Source organism: Streptomyces sp. NPDC051286 (assembly GCF_044455345.1).
Lineage (GTDB): Bacteria > Actinomycetota > Actinomycetes > Streptomycetales > Streptomycetaceae > Streptomyces.
Map to the genome: position 1 here is coordinate 284,287 of NZ_JBITER010000001.1, position 20,062 is coordinate 304,348.

The following is a 20,062-nucleotide window of genomic DNA, read 5'->3' on the forward strand; positions in this document are numbered from 1 at the left end:
CTAGTCCTGCTGGCTCCGCAGCTCCTGGGTGCAGCACTTCACGCTGCCGCCGCCCTTGAGCAGCTCGCTCAGGTCCATCGGGACCGGTTCGAAGCCGCGCGCCCGGAGCGGGTCGAAGAGGCCCGCGGCGCCCTGCGGCACCAGCACGTGGAGCCCGTCGCTGACGGAGTTCAGGCCGAACGCGGCGGCGTCCGCCTCCTCGGCGATCAGTGCGTCGGGGAAGAGCCGCCGCAGCACCGACCGGCTGCCCGGCGAGAACGCGCCCGGGTAGTACATGATCTCGTCGCCCGCCTCGTCGAGCACGCAGAGGGCCGTGTCCAGGTGGTAGTAGCGCGGGTCCACCAGATCGAGGCCGATCACCGGCCGGCCGAAGAACTCCTGCGCTTCGTTGTGCGAGAGCGGACTGGACCGGAAGCCGCGCCCGGCCAGGATGTACGAGGAAGTGACCGCGAAGTCGCCCTCGCCCTCGTTGACATGGTCCGGATCACGGATCTCGGTGAAGCCGTGGTCCCGGAACCAGTCCCGGTGCGCCTCCGCCTCCGCGTACCGCTCCTGGTAGGCGAACCGGGCGCCCAGTACCCGCCCGTCGACGACGGTGGCGCCATTCGCGGCGAAGACCATGTCGGGCAGCTCGGGGCGCGGGGTGAGCAGCTCGACGGTGTGGCCGAGCGCACGGTAGCGGTCGCGCAGGTCCTCCCACTGGGCCTGCGCCAGCGGCAGATCGACCGGCTTGGTCGGGTCCATCCACGGGTTGATGGAGTAGGTGACCTTGAAGTGGGCCGGGGCGCACATCAGGTAGCGGCGCGGCGTGGCTGTACGGGGCGCCGGAGCAGTGGCTTCGCGAGGCAAGGGGACAGCGGCTTCACGAAGCGACGAGGGTGTGGCTTCACGCGGCAATGAGGGCTCCTCACGGACGGCAGGGGTTGCCTGCAGAGTGCCGGGGCTCGCACGGGTCTGTGCGTGAGCTCATGGTGCGCCGATCGGAGCTACCGCGCAGTGAACCGATCGGGTGGTTCTGCGGGATGCACCGTAACGTCTGTGGAGAGATGCAGAGACGATACGTCTCGCCTCGCTCCGCTGCTACGGTGACGGGCATGGCAGATAACCGGCCGCCCGACCCCGGCCGCCGCAGCGAGCGCTCCCGCCGGGCGATCTACGACGCGGCACTCGGCCTCGTCGGCGAGGTCGGCTACCCGAGGACGACGATCGAGGCCATCGCCGCCCGCGCCGGTGTCGGAAAGCAGACGATCTACCGCTGGTGGCCCTCCAAGGCCGCCGTCCTGATGGAGGCCTTCGTCGACCTCGGCAACCGGGCCGCCGAGCAGGCCGGAGCGGCCGGGTACGCCATCCCGGACACCGGCGACCTGGCGGCCGACCTGAGGACCGTCCTGCGGGCAACCGTCGACGAGCTGAACGATCCGGTGACCGAGGCACCCACCAGGGCGCTGGCCGCCGAGGGGATCGTCGACGCCGCGCTCGGCGCCGAATTTGTCGAAAAGCTGCTCGAACCGCAGCTGCAGCTCTACGTCACCAGGCTGCGCGCCGCCCAGGAGGCGGGCGACGTACGCGCCGAGATCGATCCGAGGATCGCCCTCGAGCTCCTCGTCGCCCCGCTCACCCACCGCTGGCTGCTGCGGACCAGGCCGCTCACCCACGCGTACGCGGACGCGCTCGTCGACTACGCCCTACACGGTCTGGCCACCCGCTGAGCGCACCACGCCGCGTCCGCCCGATCAGAGGTCGCCCGACAGGCTCTGAGCCACGAAGCGCGACGCAGCCACACCGAGCCGGCCGCAGCCACGCCTGTCATTTCCGGACAAAAGATTACAAAGAGCCCTGCTCAAGGCATCGGTCGACGCCCCCGCTTCAGGACTCTGGCCACCCGGGGCGCAGGATGGTGGGACCATAGGGGCAGGGGCAACGCTGAGGTAAGGGGATAGATGGGCGCCGATTTCGGCCGTTCTCGCGGCACAGAGAGCAAGTTTTCCCAATGGCTGCGCCGGCGACCCAAACCGCAGCAGCGCGCGGTCGACGACACCGCCCGGGAGGCGCTGCTCCTGGCCGTCGCCGAAGCCGGAATGCCGATCGCACCCGCCGCCCACCCGATCGGCTACCGATGTTCGTGCGAACGCATCGGCTGTCCCACCCCCGCCAGGCACCCCGTCTCCTTCGCCTGGCAGACGCAGTCCACCACCGACCGTGCCCAGATCGAGCGCTGGGCCCGCAGTCAGCCGCAGGCCAACTTCATCACCGCGACCGGCATGATCCATGACGTCCTCGACGTGCCGTTGACCGCGGGCAGCCAGGCACTGGAGCGGCTCATTGCCGCGGGTATCGACGTCGGCCCGGTGGCCGTGTCCGGCGAGGACCGGATGCTCTTCTTCACCGCCACCCGCGGCACCCCCGAGGACGAGGACGAGTGGTGGCCCTGCGAGCTGGACTGCCACCCCGAGACCATGGACGAGCATCCCGGACTGCGCTGGCACTGCCGCGGCAGCTACGTGCTCCTGCCGCCCGCCCTGCTCCCCGGTGAGCTGGACGTGCACTGGGTCCGCGGGCCGGAGAACCCGCTGCCGGACCCGCTGACGCTGCTGGAGACGCTCACCGACGCCTGTGCGCAGTACGCCGATGCGGCGGACCAGGGCGATTTCGACCACGGGTCGGTGGCCTGGCCGCTCAGCCGCTGATGCTGGAGCGCGGGGCCTGACGAGCCCTGCGCCCCCGTCTCCCGGTTCGGGGCCACCGGATCGCGGGGCCCCGGCTCCCGGGCCCACGGCGTTATGGCGTCACGAACCCTTTGCCGCGGTGAGCCCCGGCAGCCGGTTCAGCATGATGACCTTGGCGCCGTTCGCGGCGCCCTTCTTCGGGACGTACACCAGCTGGCTGGAGACGCGCTCCTTGGTGAGGGTGGTCTTCACCTCACCGGTCAGCAGAGCCTGCACATCCGCGTTGACCGGCGGACGCAGCCCCTTCGCCGCGGTCTGCTGCTCGAAGTGCTTGCTGCTGAAGAAGACCAGTGCCCCGCCGTCCTCGGTCTCGAGGCCGAGCGGACCGAACGCACCGCTGTCCAGCGGCTGGTCGATGTACTGGTACGAGAAGCCCGCCTGGCGGGTGGTCCTGCGCACGTCCCGCCAGCCCGAGGTGGCGACGCCGGGGGCGAACACGTCCGGCGTGCCCTTCTGCAGATACTCCGTGTACTGGGTGCCCAAGTCCTTGGGTGCCACGGAGAGTTCACTGCTGTCCGTGGCCACCGGCCGGGCCCGCCCGTCGCTGTCCTTCGCGAAGGCGGGCACCGCGGCGGGCGCCACGACCGACAGATAGGCGGCCCGCCACCCGGCGTCGGGCCCGGACCGCAGGAAGACGATCAGCCAGCGGGTGTCCTGCTTCCCGCTGTCCTGGTCGCGGTTGGAATCGGTGTCCGCGACGAACCAGCGCGGCCAGCCTGCCTTCTTCGGGATGACGTAGGTGGCGTCGGTCAGCTCCAGCGGCTTGTGGTTGGCATTGCCGCCGGGGTAGTTCTTCTGCCGCGCCTTCAGGCCGGCCTGGTTGATCGCGCCGAGCGAACCGGTCACCCGGTCCGCGTCGAGCGCGGGATCGTAAGCCTTGTCCGCCGCGTTGTACGCGGCGGTGAAGTCCGCGAGGGCCTTCGCGGCCTCAGGCTTCGTCGCCGCCGGTACGACTTCCAGCTCGCCGTGCACCGTCACGCACCCGCTCGCCGTCATGCTCAGCACTGTCGCTGCCGCGAGCCCCGTCGCCAGCCGAATCGGCCTCAGGCTTCTCATCCGTTGCTTTCTGCGCCTTCTGATCCGTCGCCCCCACTGACCGTCCGAACCCTACCGGGGCCAGGAACAGTGCGAGCGTGGGGATCAGATACAGCGCCCACACCGTGACTTGAAGAACGGTCGGGTCGGGCTGGAAGTTGAAGGTGCCCTTCAGCAGCGTGCCGTACCAGCTGTCCGGCGGAATCGTGGCGCTGATGTCGAACGCCCGGTTGTGGATGCCGCCCAGGAACTCGGCCTCCTGCAGGTCGTGGACGCCGTACGCGAGCACACCCGCCGCGACGATCACCAGCATGCCGCCGGTCCAGGTGAAGAACTTCGACAGGTTGATCTTCAGCGCACCGCGGTAGAACAGCCAGCCCAGCACCACGGCGGCGGCGATCCCGAGGAACGCCCCGATCATCGGATGCCAGCCGTCGTCCGCGGCGTGCACCGCGCGCCAGACGAACAGCGAGGTCTCGAGCCCCTCCCGGCCGACCGCGAGCAGCGCCGTCGCGACCAGCGCCCCGGTGCCCATCGCGAGCGCCGCGTCCAGCTTGCCGTGCAGTTCCTTCTTCAGATGCCGCGCGGTGCGCCGCATCCAGAAAACCATCCAGGTGACCAGACCCACGGAGATGATCGACAGCGAACCGCCGAGCGCCTCCTGCGCCTTGAACGTCATCTCCTGCGAGCCGAATTCGAGACCGGCGCCGAACGCCAGGCTGACGACGACCGCGATGCCGACACCGATCCAGATCGGCAGCAGTTTGCTCTTGTTGCCGGTCTTGACCAGATAGGCGATGAGGATACAGACGACCAGGCTCGCCTCAAGGCCTTCGCGCAGGCCGATCAGGAAGTTGCTGAACACGTTTCGGTTCTCCTTTGTCCGCTTCGAGCCCCGTTACGAGAACAGCGCCCGGCCCCACCAGTCGTCCTTGTCGCGGACGCCCGGCGGGACGGCGAAGTGCGCCGAACCCACGTGCTGGATGTACTCGTTGAGTGCGTCATGTGCCGCGAGGCGGCGCTGCAGCGGGATGAACGCCTTACGGACATCGCGCTGGTAGGCGAGGAAGAACAGCCCGGCGTCGAGCCGGCCCAGACCGTCCGTACCGTCCGTGAAGGAGTAGCCGCGACGCAGGATCGTCGCACCGTCGTTGCTGTCCGGGTGGGCGAGCCGCACGTGGGCGGTCGGCAGCATCGCCTTGAGGAACGGCTCGTCGCGTTCCTTCGCCTTGCCCACCGGGGCGCCCTCGCCCTTGTCCCGGCCGAAGACGTCCTCCTGCTCCTGGAGCCCGGTCCGGTCCCAGGTCTCGATGTGCATGCGGATGCGCCGGGCCACCAGGTACGAACCCCCGGTCATCCAGCCCGCGTTGTCCTTCTCGCCGACCCACACGTGCTTGTCCAGGGCCGCGGTGTCGGTGCCGGAGATGTTCCGGGTGCCGTCCTTGAAGCCCATCATGTTGCGCGGGGTCTGGGCGTCGGGCGTCGTCGAGGACGTCTTGCCGAAGCCCAGCTGCGACCAGCGGATCGCGGTGCGGCCCATGCCGATCCTGGCGAGGTTGCGGATGGCGTGCACCGCGACCTGCGGGTCGTCCGCACACGCCTGTATGCACAGGTCGCCGTCGCTGCGGGCCGTCTCGAGATTGTCGCGGGGGAACTTCGGCAGATCGACGAGCGCCTCCGGGCGCCGGTCCTCAAGACCGAACCGCCCCTTGGCGAACAGCGAGGGACCGAAGCCGATGGTGAGGGTGAGGCGGGACGGCTTGAGCCCCAGCGCCTCGCCCGTGTCGTCCGGCGGCGCTTCGGCGAGGCCACCGTATGCCCCGTCGCCGACCGCATGACCGGCCGTCATCCGCTCGGCCGCCCGCGTCCACTCCTTGAGCAGCGCGATCAGCTCGGCCCGGTCCTTCGTCGTCACGTCGAACGCGGCGAAGTGCAGCCGGTCCTGGACAGCGGTGGCGATACCGGCCTGGTGCACACCGTGGAACGGCACCGCGGCGCCGCTGTCCGCGGCCGGCACGGTATCGCTCTTCGGGCGCACCGCGGCGACTGCGCCACCGGCCGCGACCGCGCCGAGCGCCAGTCCGGCACCGCCCCAGCCGAGCAGGGCGCGGCGGGACGGGGCACGCCCGCCGGTCGCGGCAGTAGCCTCTTCGCCGACGACGGTGTTCTGCGTCTCCTCGGACATGTGCGAAGCCTCCCCGCTCGTTACTTCGTCACCGCGGCGGCGAGCTGCGACAGCGGCTCGGCCAGGGCGTTGACGGCGTCCGACAGTTCCTTGCGGTCCGCCTTGCCGACCTTCTCGTACGAGGTGAACTCGTAGGAGTTCTTGTCCGCGCGGTACTTGTCCAGCAGCGTGTTCAACGCCGCGAACTGCTTGTCCAGGGAGGCGGTCAGCGCCGGGTCGTTCTTCGACGCGATCGGCTTCAGCAGCTCGTACGACTTCTGCGCACCTTCGACGTTGCCCTTGAAGTCGATCAGGTCGGTGTGGCTGTAGCGCTCCTCCTCGCCGGTGACCTTGCCGGTGGCTACCTCGTCGAGGAGCTCCTTGGCGCCGTTGGCCATCGAGGTCGGGGTGATCTCCGCCGTGCCGACCCGCTTCTGCCAGTCGACCAGGTCCTTGTAGAGGACCGGGGCGAGAGCCTTCTCCTCGGCGCCGAGCTTCTTGTCGTGCCACAGCGCCTTTTCCAGCCGGTGCCAGCCGGTCCACTTCTGGCCGGACTCCAGGCCGTCCTCGCGGAGGTCGACCTTCGGGTCGATGTCACCGAAGGACTCGGCGACCGGCTCGGTGCGTTCCCAGCCGATGCGGGACTCGGCGTACGCCTTCTTCGCGGCCTCGATGTCACCGGCGGCGACGGCGTCCGTGAAGACCTTGGCCTTCGGCAGGGTCTCGTCGGCCTGCGCCTGCACATAGGTGCGGAACTCGGTGACGGCCTTGTCCATCTCGGGGCTGCGCTTGGCCGCGGTGCCGCCGGTGACCTCGATCTTCTGCCGGTAGCCGGCGCCCTTCATGCCGGGCTTGCAGACGATGTCGTAGGAGCCGGTCTTGACCTCGGCCGTGATGGTGGCCTTGGTGCCGGGGCCGATGTTCTCGCGCTCGGCGGCGATGCGGGCATCCGGGAAGAGCAGGTAGACCTCGGTGACCTTGGAGCCCTTGTTCTCGACGGCCAGTTCGATGTGGCCGGCCGGGAGCTTCTTCTTGGACACCGTGCAGGAGTCGTCCTTCGCGACGACGCTCAGAGCGCCCTCGCCCTTGCCGTCACTCTTCTCGGCGCAGCCCGTGACGGCGGTCAGGGCTGCCACGGTGGCTGCAGCGGTGACTACGGAGAGACGAACGGCTCGCATACGGGCTCCACACAGGCTGAAGAGAAAGGACTGGAACGGACAAAGGCAGGGCAGGTGAGGCGAACCTAACTTAACCGAGGCTTACCTGACTGATGCCCACTCGTGCAGTGATTCAGCTCTCACTTGGGGCGCGGAGGAACGAGGTGATCACGAACGACCCATGGGTAACCCAAGAGAAGGTCAAGTAAAGGTCAAGTGGCCGGGTTTCTTTCGGTTCTGCAGGGCGAGGGCGGCGGCCGGCTCGTCGAGCGGCGGCGGGCCGCACTGCGCCGGCGCCCGGGCCCGTTGGCCCCGGACGACACAAAGTGCGATCGCCCTCGACGGGGCCGTCGAACTCCGGACTCCACGGGAGCTCTGGGCCCCTCGGGTGCATCGGCCCGGCACCCTGCCGGTCCGGACCTGTGACGCGGCCGGCGCCCGCGCGGTGCTTGAATGCGCACGTGAATGACTTCGACGTGCCCGCCGGCATCGACGTACTGCGGGTGTTCTGCGGCCCCGACGGCCGGCACGGCAACGCCCTCGGGGTCGTACGCGACGGGAGTGCGTACCCCGACGAGGCGTCCCGGCAGGCGCTCGCCGGACAACTCGGTTTCAGTGAGACCGTGTTCGTCGACGACCCCGAGCGGGGGCACATCGACATCTACACGCCCGGGCTCCGGCTGCCCTTTGCCGGGCATCCGCTCGTCGGTACCGCCTGGCTGCTCGATCTGGAGATTCTGGAACTGCCGGTCGGGGAGCTCTTCGCCCGCCAGGACGGTGAGTTCACCTGGATCACCGCACGCCCCGAGTGGGCGCCGCCGCGCACGCTGGAGCGCTACGCATCCGTCGCCGAAGTCGAGGCGCTGACCGGACCGCCGCCCGGGGAGGGCTGGCTCTACGTCTGGGCGTGGGAGGACGAGGCGGCGGGGCGGGTCAGGGCGCGGGCGTTCCCGCGGCGCGACAAAAGGATCGTGGAGGACGAGGCGACGGGCGCCGCGGCGCTGCTGCTCAGCGCGCAGCTGGGCCGCGCCCTCAACATCACCCAGGGGCGCGGCTCCCAGATCCTCACCGCACCCGCACCGGACGGCACGGTGGAGATCGGGGGCCGCGTCCGGCTGTCCACTCGCGGCTGAGCGCCCGGCGGATCCTGGCCGGGACGTGGGCCGCTACTCGGGCTCGCCTGCGTCGACAACTTCCCGACGGCCCGTCGGTAAAAACGGTACGGCCGACTCCGCCCCTGTGCCCGGTGGGAAAGATCGCGTACGAGCGTTACGGAAGGGTGAGGATCTCCGCGCCCGTCTCCGTCACCACCAGCGTGTGCTCGAACTGGGCGGTGCGCTTGCGGTCCTTCGTCACCACGGTCCAGCCGTCGTCCCACATGTCGTAGTGGTGCGTCCCCAGCGTCAGCATCGGCTCGATGGTGAAGGTCATGCCGGGCTGCATCACGGTGGTCGCGTGCGGGCTGTCGTAGTGCGGAATGATCAGGCCGGAGTGGAACGAGGAATTGATCCCGTGCCCGGTGAAGTCCCGGACCACGCCGTACCCGAAGCGCTTGGCGTACGACTCGATGACCCGCCCGATCACATTGATCTGGCGCCCGGGGCGGACCGCCTTGATGGCGCGGTTCAGGGATTCCTCGGTGCGCTCCACGAGCAGCCGGGACTCGTCGTCCACATCGCCGCAGAGATAGGTGGCGTTGTTGTCGCCGTGCACACCGTTGATGTACGCGGTGACGTCGAGGTTCACGATGTCGCCGTCGCGCAGCACCGTGGAGTCCGGGATGCCGTGGCAGATGACTTCGTTGAGCGACGAGCAGAGCGACTTGGGGAAGCCGCGGTAGCCGAGCGTCGACGGATAGGCGCCGTGATCGCACATGAACTCGTGGGCGACCCGGTCGAGTTCGTCCGTCGTCACGCCCGGGGCGATGTGCTTCGCGGCCTCCGCCATCGCCTGTGCGGCGATCCGCCCCGCGATGCGCATGCGCTCGACGGTGTCGGCGTCCTGGATCTCCGGGCCGGTGTACGGCGTGGGAGCGGGCTTGCCCACGTACTCGGGGCGCCGGATGTTTCCGGGTACGGAACGGATGGGAGTGATCTCCCCTGGTACGAGGAGCGACTGGCCAGACATATCAGCGAGTCTAACCAGCGCGCTTGGGGCAGCATGGCCCCTAGGAAAGGAGTCGATGATGGCCCTGTTCAAGAAGCGCACGGTCGGCAAGCCGGGCGAGTGGTACTACTGCCTGGAGCACAAGAAGGTCGAGGAGGGCCCGGAGTGCCCGGCGAAGGACCGGTTCGGGCCGTACACCACGCCCGAGGAGGCTCGGCACGCCATGGAGAGGGCGCAGGAGCGGAACCTGGAGTGGGAGAACGACCCCAAATGGCACGACCGCTCCACGCCCCCGGAGGCCGACGCGTAGGCCCGGCCGGGGCTCCGCCCCGGACGCCGTTTCTCACGCGCCGGACGGGTGTGACTGTCCGGGCGCCGGGAGACCGGATGCTCTCGCCTGCCGCCGCCGTTCGGCGTCCTCGTCCGTCTCCGAGTCGTACGTGAGCAGCTTCGGCAGCGCCGCCGCCAGCAGCGCGACCGAGGCCACGCACGCCACCCCGCCCGACCAGATCGCCGAGCGGGTGCCCGTCCAGCCCGCCATCGCGCCCGCCCGCACCTGACCCAGCTGCGGCCCGACGCTGTATGACAGCACCTCGATGCCCGCCAGTCGGCCGCGCAACTCCTCCGGGATGGTCTGGTTCCAGATCGTGGAGCGGCCGAGCCCGCTGAGCATGTCGCCCGCGCCCGCCGCCGCCAGGCAGCCCAGCACCAGCCACACATTGCCGAACCATCCCGCCGCGGCGATCGCCAGCCCCCAGACGGCCGCACCGAAGACCACGAACAGTCCGTGCCGTCGCACCCGTGAGGTCCAGCCGCTCGTCAGCCCCAGCACCAGGGACCCGACCGACCCCGCCGCGTACATCAGCCCCAGCGACCACTCGGCGTGCAGCTCGTCCGCGAGGAACGGGAAGATCGTGTTCGGGAAGGCGAAGAACATCGCGGCCAGATCGATCGCGTATGTCCCCAGCAGCACCGGCCGGCTCCACGCGTACCGCGCGCCCTCCGCGATCCCGCGCAGCGACGGCTTCCGCGCATGCTCGGCGGGCGGTGCGGGCGCCAGCCGCAGACACAGCAGCACGGAGACGGTGAACGTGACCACCGTGACCGCGTACGCCGTGGCGTGCCCGGCATAGGCCACCACCAGACCGGCCACGGCCGGGCCCGTGATCGCGCCGAACTGCCAGCGCAGCGAGTTCAGCGCGGCGGCCGCGGTGAGCTGGTCGTGCGGCACGATCCTGGCCATCAGCGAGTCCAGCGCGGGCCGCTGCAGCCCGGCGAGCGCGGAGACGCCGCCCGCGACGACATAGAGCGGCCAGAGCGCAGGGTCGGGCAGCGCGGCATTCGCCAGCAGGACGACGGCGAGCAGCCCCAGCCCCGCCTCGGTGCCCAGGATCACCTTGCGGCGGTCCGCGGAGTCGGCGAGTGCCCCGCCGTACAGGCCGAAGACGACCAGCGGCACCAGCTCGACCGCACCCATCGCGCCGACGGCGAGCGGCGAACCGGTGAGCTCCTTGATCTGGAGCGGCAGCGCGATCAGCGCCATGAAGCTGCCGAAGTAGGTGATCAGGCCCTGGACCCACAGCAGCCGGAAGTCGGCCGAGGACCGCCAGGGCGAGAGGTCGGGCAGCATGGCGGAGAGCCGGGTGGGCAGGGCGGAGGTCACGAGGGGTCATGTTCCGGTGCCTTATGTGCCGCCTGCAACCGGTTTTGGCCGCGGTGTGCGGCCCTTCACCACCTCGGTGGCGGTGGCGCGGTCAGCTGATCGGCGAGCCGGGACAGCCGGTCCCGGAAGCCGCGCCGACCGCGTGGCGCCGGGGTGCTGTTCTCGCCGGCCGCCGCGCTCACCAGATGCTGCACGGTGTCCAGGTCCACATCGTCGGTGCCGGTCACCGCCAGCGTCTCATGGGCCAGCCCTCCCACCTCCGGGTCACCGTCGCCCAGTGACAGCACCGTCGCCCCGGCCCGGCGCGCATCGTGCACCCGCTCCAGCAGCCCGGCCCCGGGCCGCTCCGGGGCCACCAGGAGCAGCGTCTCGCCCCGCCCGGCCGCCTCGATCCGGCCCAGGCCGACAGCCAGATGCGCCGGATCGCCCGGTCCCACCCGGTGCCGCACAAGCGTGGGAGTCAGCTCCGGCAGCCCGGACCAGGTGGACTCGTCGACGAGATGGGCCGCCAGATGCCACGGCTCGTACGCCGCCGTCCCCACCAGCAGCAGCCCGCCGTCGTGCGGAACCACGGACGAGCGCAGCGTCCCCGCGAAGCGTCGGGCCGCCGCGGGCCACTCGGCCCCGGCAAGCACTTCTCGGAGCAGGGCGACGCGTACGGCATCCATGGCCCGGCATCAGGCCGCAGAGCCCGTCCCCCGGCACCGGCGAACGCCACCGAACCAGCCGAACGGGGCCTGAGAGCCTGTCGGGCGGCCTCTGATCGGGCGGCCACGGAGCGGGCAGTAATGTCGGCGCCATGACTACGAACGACAATGGCAGCGCGCCCAAACCCCCCGCCAAGGACCCCTGGGACCTTCCCGACGTATCCGGTCTGACCGTCGGTGTGCTCGGCGGCACCGGTCCGCAGGGCCGCGGGCTCGCCTACCGGTTCGCCCGTGCCGGGCAGAAGGTGATCATCGGCTCGCGCGTCGCCGACCGCGCCCAGGCCGCCGCCGGCGAGCTGGGCCTCGGCGTCGAGGGCGCGGACAACGCCGACTGCGCTCGGCGAAGCGACGTCGTGATCGTCGCCGTGCCGTGGGACGGCCACGCCAAGACCCTGGAGTCGCTGCGCGAGGAGCTCGCCGGGAAGCTCGTCATCGACTGTGTCAACCCGCTCGGCTTCGACAAGCAGGGCGCGTACGCCCTGAAGCCCGAGGAGGGCAGCGCCGCCGAGCAGGCCGCCGCCCTGCTGCCCGATTCCCGGGTCACCGCCGCCTTCCACCACCTCTCGGCGGTACTGCTGCAGGACGAGGCGATCGAGGAGATCGACACCGATGTGCTGGTGCTGGGCGACGCCCGCGCCGACACCGACCTCGTCCAGGCGCTCGCCGGCCGGATCCCCGGCATGCGCGGCATCTTCGCGGGCCGGCTGCGGGGTGCCCACCAGGTCGAATCGCTCGTCGCCAACCTGATCTCGGTCAACCGCCGCTACAAGGCGCACGCGGGCCTGCGTACCACCGACGTCTGAGCCGGAGGACGCCCACGGCCGCACCCTGCGGAGAGCGGAACGGGGCATGAGGGACACTGGACGGGACCGTGCACCGCCCCCGGACAGGAGCTGCCCCCATGCCCCGCCTTGCTCTCTACGCCCTCGCTGTCTGCGTCCTCGCCGTCGGTGCGGCCGTGGCCTCCTTCGTCCAGGGCAGCTGGCTCGGGATCGTCTGGGTGCTGCTGGCCGGGCTCTCGTCCAACATGGCGTGGTACTACCTGCGTAAGCAGCGCGCCGGGGCCGCGGGCTGAGGGCTGTCCTCGGGGACAGCCCTTACGGCCCGCATCGTCGGGAAGGCCGTCAGGGCCTGTCGACGGCGCAGACCGGATTCGCCGTGCTCCAGAACTGGTAGGCATCGCGTCCGCAGTACGTCCTGAACTCACTCACGCCCAGTGACTGCAGCAGGCTGTGGATCGCGTCGAAGAACACGTGGTTGATCCCCGGGATCCACAGCACGCCGAAGACCGCGATCAGTCCGAACTGTGCGAACGGTTCGACCTGACGGCGGATCCGGAACGACAACCAGGGCTCGATCACCCCGTACCCGTCCAGGCCGGGGACCGGCAGGAAGTTCAGGATCGCCGCGGTGACCTGAAGCAGTGCCAGGAACGCCAGCGCGTACCGGAACTCCCTCGGGACCCCGTCCAGGGCGTGCAGCCAGAACGGCGCCGTGCAGACGAGCGCGAACAGTACGTTCATCAGCGGGCCCGCCGCCGAAATCAGGCTGTGTTTCCAGCGGCCGCTGATCCGGCCCCGCTCGATGAAGACCGCGCCACCGGGCAGACCGATCCCACCCATGATCACGAACAGCACCGGCAGCACGATGCTCAGCAGCGCGTGCGTGTAGGCGAGCGGGTTGAGGGTGAGATAGCCCTTCTCCCCGATCGAGATGTCCCCGCTGTGCAGTGCGGTGCGGGCGTGCGCGTACTCGTGCAGACAGAGCGAGACGACCCACGCCGCCGTGATGAAGAGGAAGACCGCGAGCCCCGGGGGAGACCCGAAGTCCGTCCACACCGCCCAGCCCGATACCGCCATGACGGCGACGATCCCGAGAAAGACCGGGCTGATCCGCCGGTCGCTCCGGGCTGCTGCAGTGGTCATCAGCGGACTCCAGGTGGCTGGGTGCGGGGAGTGCGTCGGGGCAGGCGCGAGCCCCGACCGTACCGGTGGCACGGAGGGAACGTCTCGCGCCGACGCGGTGGTTCCGGACGGGGTGGGGACACCGCGAGCAGGAAGCGCCCCACATGGACCGCGCGCACCGCGGAGCGGGATCTCTCCTCGGACGAGAAGCAGTCAAGGAGAATAGGCGCGTGCGCTACAGCATCCTCGGCACCACACAGGCCCTCCATGACGACGGCACGGCCGTCGTCATCGGTGGGGCGCGGCTGCGCGCCCTGCTGACCGTTCTCGCGCTGCGCCCCGGCCGTGCCGTCCCGGCCACCGTGCTCGTCGACGAGGTGTGGGACGGCGATCCGCCCGCCGACGCGGTCGGTGCCCTGCAGGCGCTCGTCGGCCGGCTCCGCCGCGTCCTCGGCCATGAGGCGATCACTTCGGCGGAGAGCGGCTACCGGCTCGCCGCCGACCCGGACGCGGTCGACCTGCACCGCTTCGGGCGGCTCGCCGGGGACGGGGCGCGCGCACTGGAGGAGGGCGATCCGGCGAAGGCCGTGGCGGTCCTCGACGACGCCCTCGCACTCTGGCGCGGACCGGTTCTCGCCGATCTGCCGGACCGGGGCGCCGCCGCCGCCCGCTGGACGGCCCGCCGCCTGGACGCCCGCCGCGCCAGGCTGACCGCGGCGCTGGCGCTGGGCCGGGCCGATGAGGTCCTGCCCGAGCTGGTCGCGCTCTGCGCGGACCACCCGATGGACGAAGCTCTTCAGGCGCTGCGGCTGCAGGCGCTTCGGGACGCCGGACGTACGGCGCAGGCGCTGGCGGCGTACGAGGAGGTGCGCACCATGCTCGCCGACCGCCTCGGCGCCGCCCCGGGACCCGAACTGCGTGCACTGCACGCGGAGTTGCTCCACCAGGAGCCGGTGCGCAGACCGCCGGACCGGACGCCGGGACAGGAGCCGGCCCACGCCACGGACCGGACGCCTGCCCCGGGCCGGACGCCTGCCCCGGGCCGGGCGCCTGCGGAAGCGGCCCGCACCCGTACCCGCCACACCCACGGCAACCTGCGGGCCAGGCTCACCAGCTTCGTCGGGCGCGAGCACGACATCGACGCCATCCGTGAGGACCTCGCGCAGGCCCGGCTCGTCACCCTTCTCGGGCCCGGCGGCGCGGGTAAGACCCGGCTCTCCCAGGAGGCGGCCGAATCCGTCGCGCCCGCCTGGCCGGACGGTGTCTGGCTGGCCGAGCTCGCCCCCGTCGACGACCCGGAAACCGTGCCCGAAGCCGTACTGACCGCGCTCGGTGCCCGCGAGACCGTGCTGCGCGGCGCCGGTGCCGAAGAGCTCCGGGCCGCCGAGCGCGGCGCGGGCGACCCGCTCGTCCGGCTCACCGAGCACTGCTCCCGGCGCCGCATGCTTCTCCTCCTCGACAACTGCGAGCACGTCGTCGAGGCCGCCGCCGCGCTCGCCGACCATCTGCTCGCCCATTGCCCGGACCTCACCGTCCTGGCGACCAGCCGCGAACCCCTCGGTGTACCCGGTGAGTTCGTCCGCCCCGTCGGCCCGCTGCCCGACCCGATGGCGCTGCGTCTGCTCGCCGACCGTGGCTCCGCCGCGAAGCCGGGGTTCCGGACCGACGCCGACGAAGAGACCGCGGCGGCCGCCGCCGAGATCTGCCGCCGGCTCGACGGACTGCCGCTCGCCCTCGAACTCGCCGCCGCCCGGCTGCGCATGCTCAGCCCGCGCCAGATCGCCGACCGGCTCGACGACCGGTTCCGCCTGCTGACCAGCGGGGCCCGTACCGTGCTGCCGCGCCAGCAGACGCTGCGTGCCGTCGTCGACTGGTCCTGGGATCTTCTCGACCCGTCCGAACGCGCCGTCCTGCGCAGGCTGTCGGTCTTCGCAGGCGGCTGCACGCTCGCCGCGGCCGAAGCGGTCTGCGCGGACGGGCCGCAGGACGCGCGCGAGGTCGCCGGACTGCTCGGCTCACTCGTCGACAAGTCCCTCGTCGTCGCCGCACTCGCCGACGACGGCGAAATGCGCTACCGGTTGCTGGAGACCGTCGGCGAGTACGCCGCCGAGCGGCTCGACGAGGCCGGGGAGCGGGCCACCGTCGAGCGGCACCACCTGGTGCACTTCCGGGAACTGGCCCGTACCACCGACCCCGAACTCCGGGGTGCCGGACAGCGGGCCGCCATCGACCTCCTGCAGCGCGAGTACGAGAATCTGCGCACCGCGCTGCGCCACGCCGTCGCCGCCCGCGACGAGCAGGAGGCGCTCTGCATGGTGCTCTCGCTCTCCTGGTACTGGCAGATGCGCGACCTGCGGGCGGACGCCCTGCAGTGGGCGGACGCCGCCGCCGCGCTGGGCCCCGACCCCTTCACCTCACCCGCCACCCCCGCACCGTCGATCCACGAACGCTGCACCGACGCGCCGCCGCCCATGTCGCCGGAACTGCTCCAGGAGGCCAGGCGCGAGGTGGCGCTGGTCCAACTGGTCAGCATGGACCACGCCATGGACGAATGGACCAACGAGGCGAGCATGGCGCGGCTCCGTGTCATCGCCGACACCTATCACCCGGGCCAGCCGCAGACCTGCCGGACTCCGGCATCACTCTGGTTCTTCGCGGTCATGCTCACCGGGGACATGGGCGAGCTGCGCGAGCTGCTGGACGAGACGGTCCGCTCCTGCCGCGAGCTGGGCTACGACTGGGAACTGGCCGGCGCGCTCCAGATGCGTGCCAATATGCTGGCCAACCGCCCCAGTTGGTCGAGCGAGGCACGCATCGACGCCGACGAGAGCCTGGAGATCTTCAGCCGGCTCGGCGACGACTGGGGCGCCGCCGAGTCACTCTCCTCGCGGGGCGAGGCGAACGAGCGGTGCGGCGAATACGCCCGCGCCGCCGAGGACTTCCTGGCCGCGATCGGCTATGCCGAGAAGCTCGGCGCGCAGTCCCAGGTGGCGGTGCTCCGTACCCGCTACGCCTCGGTGCTCACCGAGCTCGACCGCGGCGCGGAGGGCGAACTGATCCTGCGGGACGTGCTCTCCCAGGGACCACAGGCGGGCCACGAGACGATGCCCACAGCCCGGCTCTTTCTCGCCATGTGGCTGGGCCGCTCCGGCCGGACGGCCGAGGCCCGCGCGCAGCTGCTCACCCTGCGCGACCACTTCCGCTCGGAGACCATGGCCATCTTCGAAGGCTTCGTGCTGGGAGCCATGGCCTGGCTGGACAACCAGGAGGGGCTGTACGCAGACGCGCTGGCCCGCGGCAGTACGGCGCTGGCCCGGTCCGGTGACCCGCTCTCGCAGATGGTCGCGCCGCAGATGACCGTCATCCATCTCGTCACCGTGGCCAGGGCCCTGGCCGGACTCGGCGACGAACGGGCGGCCGGGCTCGCCGCACGGCTGCTGGGCGCGGGCTCGCGACTGCTGCCGGACGGACATGTGCCGACGTCGATGGAGCGGGACAACCTGGCGCGGGCGAAGGCCCTGGCCTCGGCGGTCCTCGGCGAGGCCGCGTACGACTCCGCATACGCCGAGGGCGACGGCCTCGCACTGGAGGAGGCCGTCGCCCTGGTCGACGCGTACCGGGAGTGAACCGGAGGGGCGCGTCAGGTCCTCTTGCGGAACTTGGCGACCGCGAGCGGCGCCGTCACCAGGGTGATGGCCGCGGCCCAGCCGAGCGTCAGCCACACCGAGTGCGCCACCGGACCACCGAGCATCAGCCCGCGCGCCGCGTCGGCGAGATTGGACAGCGGGTTGTAGTCGGTGAAGGCCTGGAGCCAGCCGGGCATTGTGGCCGGCGGGGCGAAGATCGATGAACCGAACTGCAGTGGCATCAGCACGAGGAACCCCATGGCCTGAACCGACTGGGACGTCTTGAGGGACAGCCCAAGCAGGATGAAGATCCACATGATGGCGGCGCCGAACACCGCCGACAGCGCGACCGCCTCCAGCAGGCCGACCACCGAGGTCTTGATCTCCAAGCCGAGGGCGAAGCCCATGGCCAGCAGGATCACCGTGGCGACCATCATCCGGCCGAGCTCGACCACGATCTTCGCGACGAGCACCGAGGAACGGGCGATCGGCATGGTCCGGAACCGGTCCATGACGCCCTTGCGGAAGTCGTCATTGACACCGGTGCCGACCGCTGAGGCGATGTTCATGCCCATCATCGCCATCAGACCGGGGATCAGGTAGTTGATGTACTCCTGCCGGCCGCCGCCCAGGCTCCCGCCGACCGAGCCGCCGAAGACGTACACGAACAGCAGCGTGAAGATGACCGGCATCAGGAGCGCGTCGAACATCGACTCCGGGTCCTGCTTGATCTGGAGCAGATTGCGCCGCACCAGCGCCCCGATGTGCCGCAGATTGCTGCGCAGTCCGATCCGGCCCTCGTCGGGGAGGACCTTCGCCGGTGCGGAGCCGGTCGGGGCGTCGGGTGTCAGAGTCGCCGTGCTCATGCCGCGACCTCCTCGGGAATCGTGTCGGTCACGGATGGCGCGGTCTTCTCGCCGGTGATGGCGAGGAATACCTCGTCCAGGCTGGGCAGCACGGTGGCGATGTGCGCGATGGAGAGACCGCGGTCGGCGAACAGGCCGATGACGGCGTTCAGTTGGCTGTCACTGAGGATCGGCACGTACAACATGCCCTCGTCCGGGACGGCCTGTGAACCAGCCACCCCGTCGAGACCGGCCTCGGCGAGCGCCCGGGCCATGACGGGCAGCAGGCCCGGGTCCGTAGGCCGGATCTGCAGGGTGCGGCCGCCGACCTTCGCCTTGAGCTCGTCGACCCCGCCGTTGGCGATGATCCTGCCCTTGTCGATGACGGTGAGCTCGTTGGCGAGCTGCTCGGCCTCTTCCATGTACTGGGTGGTGAGCAGCACGGTCGCCCCTTCCGCGACCATCCGCCGCACCTCGTCCCAGACCTCGTTACGGGTCCGGGGGTCGAGCCCCGTCGTCGGCTCGTCCAGATACAGCACGGCCGGGCTGCCGATCATCGAGGCGGCCAGGTCGAGCCGGCGCCGCATGCCGCCGGAGTAGTTCATCGCGGGCCGCTTGGCGGCTTCGGTGAGCGAGAACCGCTCCAGCAGCTCGTCGGCGCGGGCCCGCGCGGTCGTGCGGGGCAGGTCGAGGAGGCGCCCGATCATGTAGAGGTTCTCCCAGCCGGAGAGCTTCTCGTCGACCGAGGCGTACTGGCCGGTCAGGCCGATGACGCGGCGCAGCTGCCGTGGCTGCTTCACCACGTCGTAGCCCGCCACGGTGGCGTATCCGGCATCGGGAACGATCAGCGTGGACAGGCAGCGTACGAGGGTGGTCTTGCCGGCGCCGTTGGGGCCGAGCACACCGAGGACGGTGCCCTCGCGCACATCGAGGTCCACGCCGTCCAGAGCCTTGGTCGAGCCGTAGTGCTTGACCAGCCCCCGCACCTCGACGGCGTTGCCGCCGCTCCTGGGGTTCTTGTCGATTCGCGTCATGTCCACCATGGGACCAGCCGCCACCGACAGCCCACCGACAACCCGCCGACAGGGCCGCCTACAGAACGCCTGCAGCGGCCGGCACACGCCGACAGCCCGCCGATGGGGGAAGTCGGCGGGCTGTCGTTGTGCGGGCGGTGGCCAGTGATCCCCCGGAGGGGACCGGTCACGCCCTAGTGGAAGGTGTGCTCCGGCTGCGGGAACGTGCCGCCGACGACCTCGTCCGCGAACTCCTTCGCCGCGTCACCGAGCACCTTGCGCATGTTCGCGTACTGCTTGGTGAAGCGCGGGACCTTGCCGCCGGTCAGCCCCACCATGTCGGTGTAGACCAGTACCTGGGCGTCGGTGTCGGGACCGGCGCCGATGCCGACGGTCGGGATGTGCAGACTGCGGGTGATCTCGGCGGCGACCTCGGCCGGTACGAGCTCCAGGACGACGGCGAACGCCCCCGCGTCCTGCGCCGCCTTGGCGTCCCTGATCAGCCGGTGGGCGGCCTCGTCGCTGCGGCCCTGCACCCGGTAGCCCATGGTGTTCACGGACTGCGGGGTCAGACCGAGGTGCGACATGACCGGGATGCCGGCCGAGACGAGCAGCTCGGTCTGGGGGAGCGACCGCTCGCCGCCCTCCAGCTTGACCGCCCCGACGCCGGACTCCTTGACCAGCCGGGTGGCGTTGCGCAGGGCCTGGACAGGCCCTTCCTGGTACGCCCCGAAGGGCAGGTCGCCGACGATGAGGGCGCGCTTGGTGCCCCGTACGACGGCGGCGGAGAGGATGGCGATCTCGTCCATCGTGACGGGCACGGTGGTCTCGTAGCCGAGGTGACAGTTGCCCATGGAGTCGCCGACGAGCATGACCGGGATGCCGGCCTCGTCGAAGACGGACGCGGTCATCGCGTCGTAGGCGGTGAGCATGGGCCACTTCTCGCCGCGCTCGGTGGCGGCGGCGATGTCGTGGACGGTGATGCGGCGAGTGCTCTTGCCTCCGTACAGCGCCTTGCTGCTGTCGGTGGGGGCCCCCGCGGGGGTTGCGGGCTGGTTCTGCGCAGCCTGAAGCGTCATTGTCAACGGCTCCTTCGTCATCTCGAGGCGCCCTGAC

General features: G+C 70.8%; 19 protein-coding genes. 7 read left to right on the forward strand and 12 right to left on the reverse strand.

Annotated features, from left to right (window positions below; translation table 11 throughout):
- Complete coding sequence (ddaH, locus tag ACIBB8_RS01305) at positions 1 to 849, reverse strand: dimethylargininase (protein ID WP_398948319.1); 849 nt, start codon at positions 847 to 849, stop codon at positions 1 to 3.
- A gap of 245 nt (positions 850 to 1,094) precedes the next feature.
- Here ddaH and ACIBB8_RS01310 point away from each other — a divergent pair, with 245 nt between their 5' ends.
- Entirely contained in the window at positions 1,095 to 1,709 is a 615-nt protein-coding gene (locus ACIBB8_RS01310; protein ID WP_398948320.1) for a TetR/AcrR family transcriptional regulator, read from the forward strand.
- Between the two features lie 231 nt (positions 1,710 to 1,940).
- Positions 1,941 to 2,687 (forward strand): bifunctional DNA primase/polymerase, encoded by a 747-nt coding sequence (locus ACIBB8_RS01315; protein ID WP_398948321.1) that lies wholly within the window; start codon positions 1,941 to 1,943, stop codon positions 2,685 to 2,687.
- 99 nt (positions 2,688 to 2,786) lie between these two features.
- On the opposite strand, the gene ACIBB8_RS01320 is transcribed toward ACIBB8_RS01315, so the two are convergent.
- From ACIBB8_RS01320 to efeO, 4 genes are read right to left on the reverse strand one after another with little or no spacing between them, the layout of a single operon-like run.
- Complete coding sequence (locus tag ACIBB8_RS01320) at positions 2,787 to 3,722, reverse strand: hypothetical protein (RefSeq protein WP_398948322.1); 936 nt, start codon at positions 3,720 to 3,722, stop codon at positions 2,787 to 2,789.
- On the reverse strand, positions 3,655 to 4,626 hold the full coding sequence (gene efeU, locus ACIBB8_RS01325; RefSeq protein ID WP_398948323.1) for an iron uptake transporter permease EfeU: 972 nt from the start codon (positions 4,624 to 4,626) through the stop codon (positions 3,655 to 3,657). The genes ACIBB8_RS01320 and efeU overlap by 68 nt, the downstream gene beginning before the upstream one ends.
- A gap of 33 nt (positions 4,627 to 4,659) precedes the next feature.
- Positions 4,660 to 5,946 (reverse strand): iron uptake transporter deferrochelatase/peroxidase subunit, encoded by a 1,287-nt coding sequence (efeB, locus tag ACIBB8_RS01330; RefSeq protein ID WP_398948324.1) that lies wholly within the window; start codon positions 5,944 to 5,946, stop codon positions 4,660 to 4,662.
- A 20-nt stretch (positions 5,947 to 5,966) separates the two neighbouring features.
- Positions 5,967 to 7,103, reverse strand: a complete 1,137-nt coding sequence (efeO, locus tag ACIBB8_RS01335; protein ID WP_398948325.1) for an iron uptake system protein EfeO — start codon at positions 7,101 to 7,103, stop codon at positions 5,967 to 5,969.
- Positions 7,104 to 7,543: 440 nt separating this feature from the next.
- On the opposite strand from efeO, the gene ACIBB8_RS01340 reads away from it, so the two are divergent.
- Positions 7,544 to 8,215 (forward strand): PhzF family phenazine biosynthesis protein, encoded by a 672-nt coding sequence (locus tag ACIBB8_RS01340; RefSeq protein WP_398948326.1) that lies wholly within the window; start codon positions 7,544 to 7,546, stop codon positions 8,213 to 8,215.
- A gap of 136 nt (positions 8,216 to 8,351) precedes the next feature.
- Here the strand turns inward: ACIBB8_RS01340 and map are convergent, their stop codons facing one another.
- The gene (gene map, locus ACIBB8_RS01345) at positions 8,352 to 9,209 is read right to left on the reverse strand and encodes a type I methionyl aminopeptidase (protein WP_398948327.1); all 858 of its coding nucleotides are present in this window, start codon (positions 9,207 to 9,209) and stop codon (positions 8,352 to 8,354) included.
- A gap of 58 nt (positions 9,210 to 9,267) precedes the next feature.
- Between map and ACIBB8_RS01350 the strand changes: the two genes are divergently transcribed.
- Entirely contained in the window at positions 9,268 to 9,498 is a 231-nt protein-coding gene (locus ACIBB8_RS01350) for a hypothetical protein (protein ID WP_398948328.1), read from the forward strand.
- A gap of 33 nt (positions 9,499 to 9,531) precedes the next feature.
- On the opposite strand, the gene ACIBB8_RS01355 is transcribed toward ACIBB8_RS01350, so the two are convergent.
- The gene (locus ACIBB8_RS01355) at positions 9,532 to 10,818 is read right to left on the reverse strand and encodes an MFS transporter (protein WP_398948711.1); all 1,287 of its coding nucleotides are present in this window, start codon (positions 10,816 to 10,818) and stop codon (positions 9,532 to 9,534) included.
- A 98-nt stretch (positions 10,819 to 10,916) separates the two neighbouring features.
- Positions 10,917 to 11,519, reverse strand: a complete 603-nt coding sequence (locus ACIBB8_RS01360; RefSeq protein ID WP_398948329.1) for a hypothetical protein — start codon at positions 11,517 to 11,519, stop codon at positions 10,917 to 10,919.
- Positions 11,520 to 11,650: 131 nt separating this feature from the next.
- Here ACIBB8_RS01360 and npdG point away from each other — a divergent pair, with 131 nt between their 5' ends.
- Positions 11,651 to 12,361, forward strand: a complete 711-nt coding sequence (gene npdG / locus ACIBB8_RS01365; RefSeq protein ID WP_398948330.1) for an NADPH-dependent F420 reductase — start codon at positions 11,651 to 11,653, stop codon at positions 12,359 to 12,361.
- A gap of 98 nt (positions 12,362 to 12,459) precedes the next feature.
- Positions 12,460 to 12,633: a hypothetical protein gene (locus ACIBB8_RS01370; protein ID WP_358858515.1), complete on the forward strand. Its 174-nt coding sequence runs from the start codon at positions 12,460 to 12,462 to the stop codon at positions 12,631 to 12,633.
- Between the two features lie 49 nt (positions 12,634 to 12,682).
- Here ACIBB8_RS01370 and ACIBB8_RS01375 read toward each other — a convergent pair whose 3' ends face one another.
- Entirely contained in the window at positions 12,683 to 13,483 is an 801-nt protein-coding gene (locus ACIBB8_RS01375; protein ID WP_398948331.1) for a site-2 protease family protein, read from the reverse strand.
- Between the two features lie 209 nt (positions 13,484 to 13,692).
- Between ACIBB8_RS01375 and ACIBB8_RS01380 the strand changes: the two genes are divergently transcribed.
- Positions 13,693 to 17,088 carry an AfsR/SARP family transcriptional regulator gene (locus tag ACIBB8_RS01380; protein WP_398948332.1) on the forward strand — a complete coding sequence of 1,132 codons (3,396 nt, stop codon included), beginning with the start codon at positions 13,693 to 13,695 and terminating at the stop codon, positions 17,086 to 17,088.
- 14 nt (positions 17,089 to 17,102) lie between these two features.
- Here ACIBB8_RS01380 and ACIBB8_RS01385 read toward each other — a convergent pair whose 3' ends face one another.
- From ACIBB8_RS01385 to panB, 3 genes are all read right to left on the reverse strand, one after another.
- Positions 17,103 to 17,954, reverse strand: a complete 852-nt coding sequence (locus ACIBB8_RS01385) for an ABC transporter permease (RefSeq protein ID WP_398948333.1) — start codon at positions 17,952 to 17,954, stop codon at positions 17,103 to 17,105.
- Positions 17,951 to 18,976, reverse strand: coding sequence for an ATP-binding cassette domain-containing protein (locus tag ACIBB8_RS01390; RefSeq protein ID WP_398948334.1), 1,026 nt, complete (start codon positions 18,974 to 18,976; stop codon positions 17,951 to 17,953). The genes ACIBB8_RS01385 and ACIBB8_RS01390 overlap by 4 nt, the downstream gene beginning before the upstream one ends.
- 164 nt (positions 18,977 to 19,140) lie before the next feature.
- A complete protein-coding gene (gene panB / locus ACIBB8_RS01395; RefSeq protein ID WP_398948335.1) occupies positions 19,141 to 20,025 on the reverse strand; it encodes a 3-methyl-2-oxobutanoate hydroxymethyltransferase in 885 nt (294 codons plus the stop codon).
- Between the last annotated feature and the right edge of the window lie 37 nt (positions 20,026 to 20,062).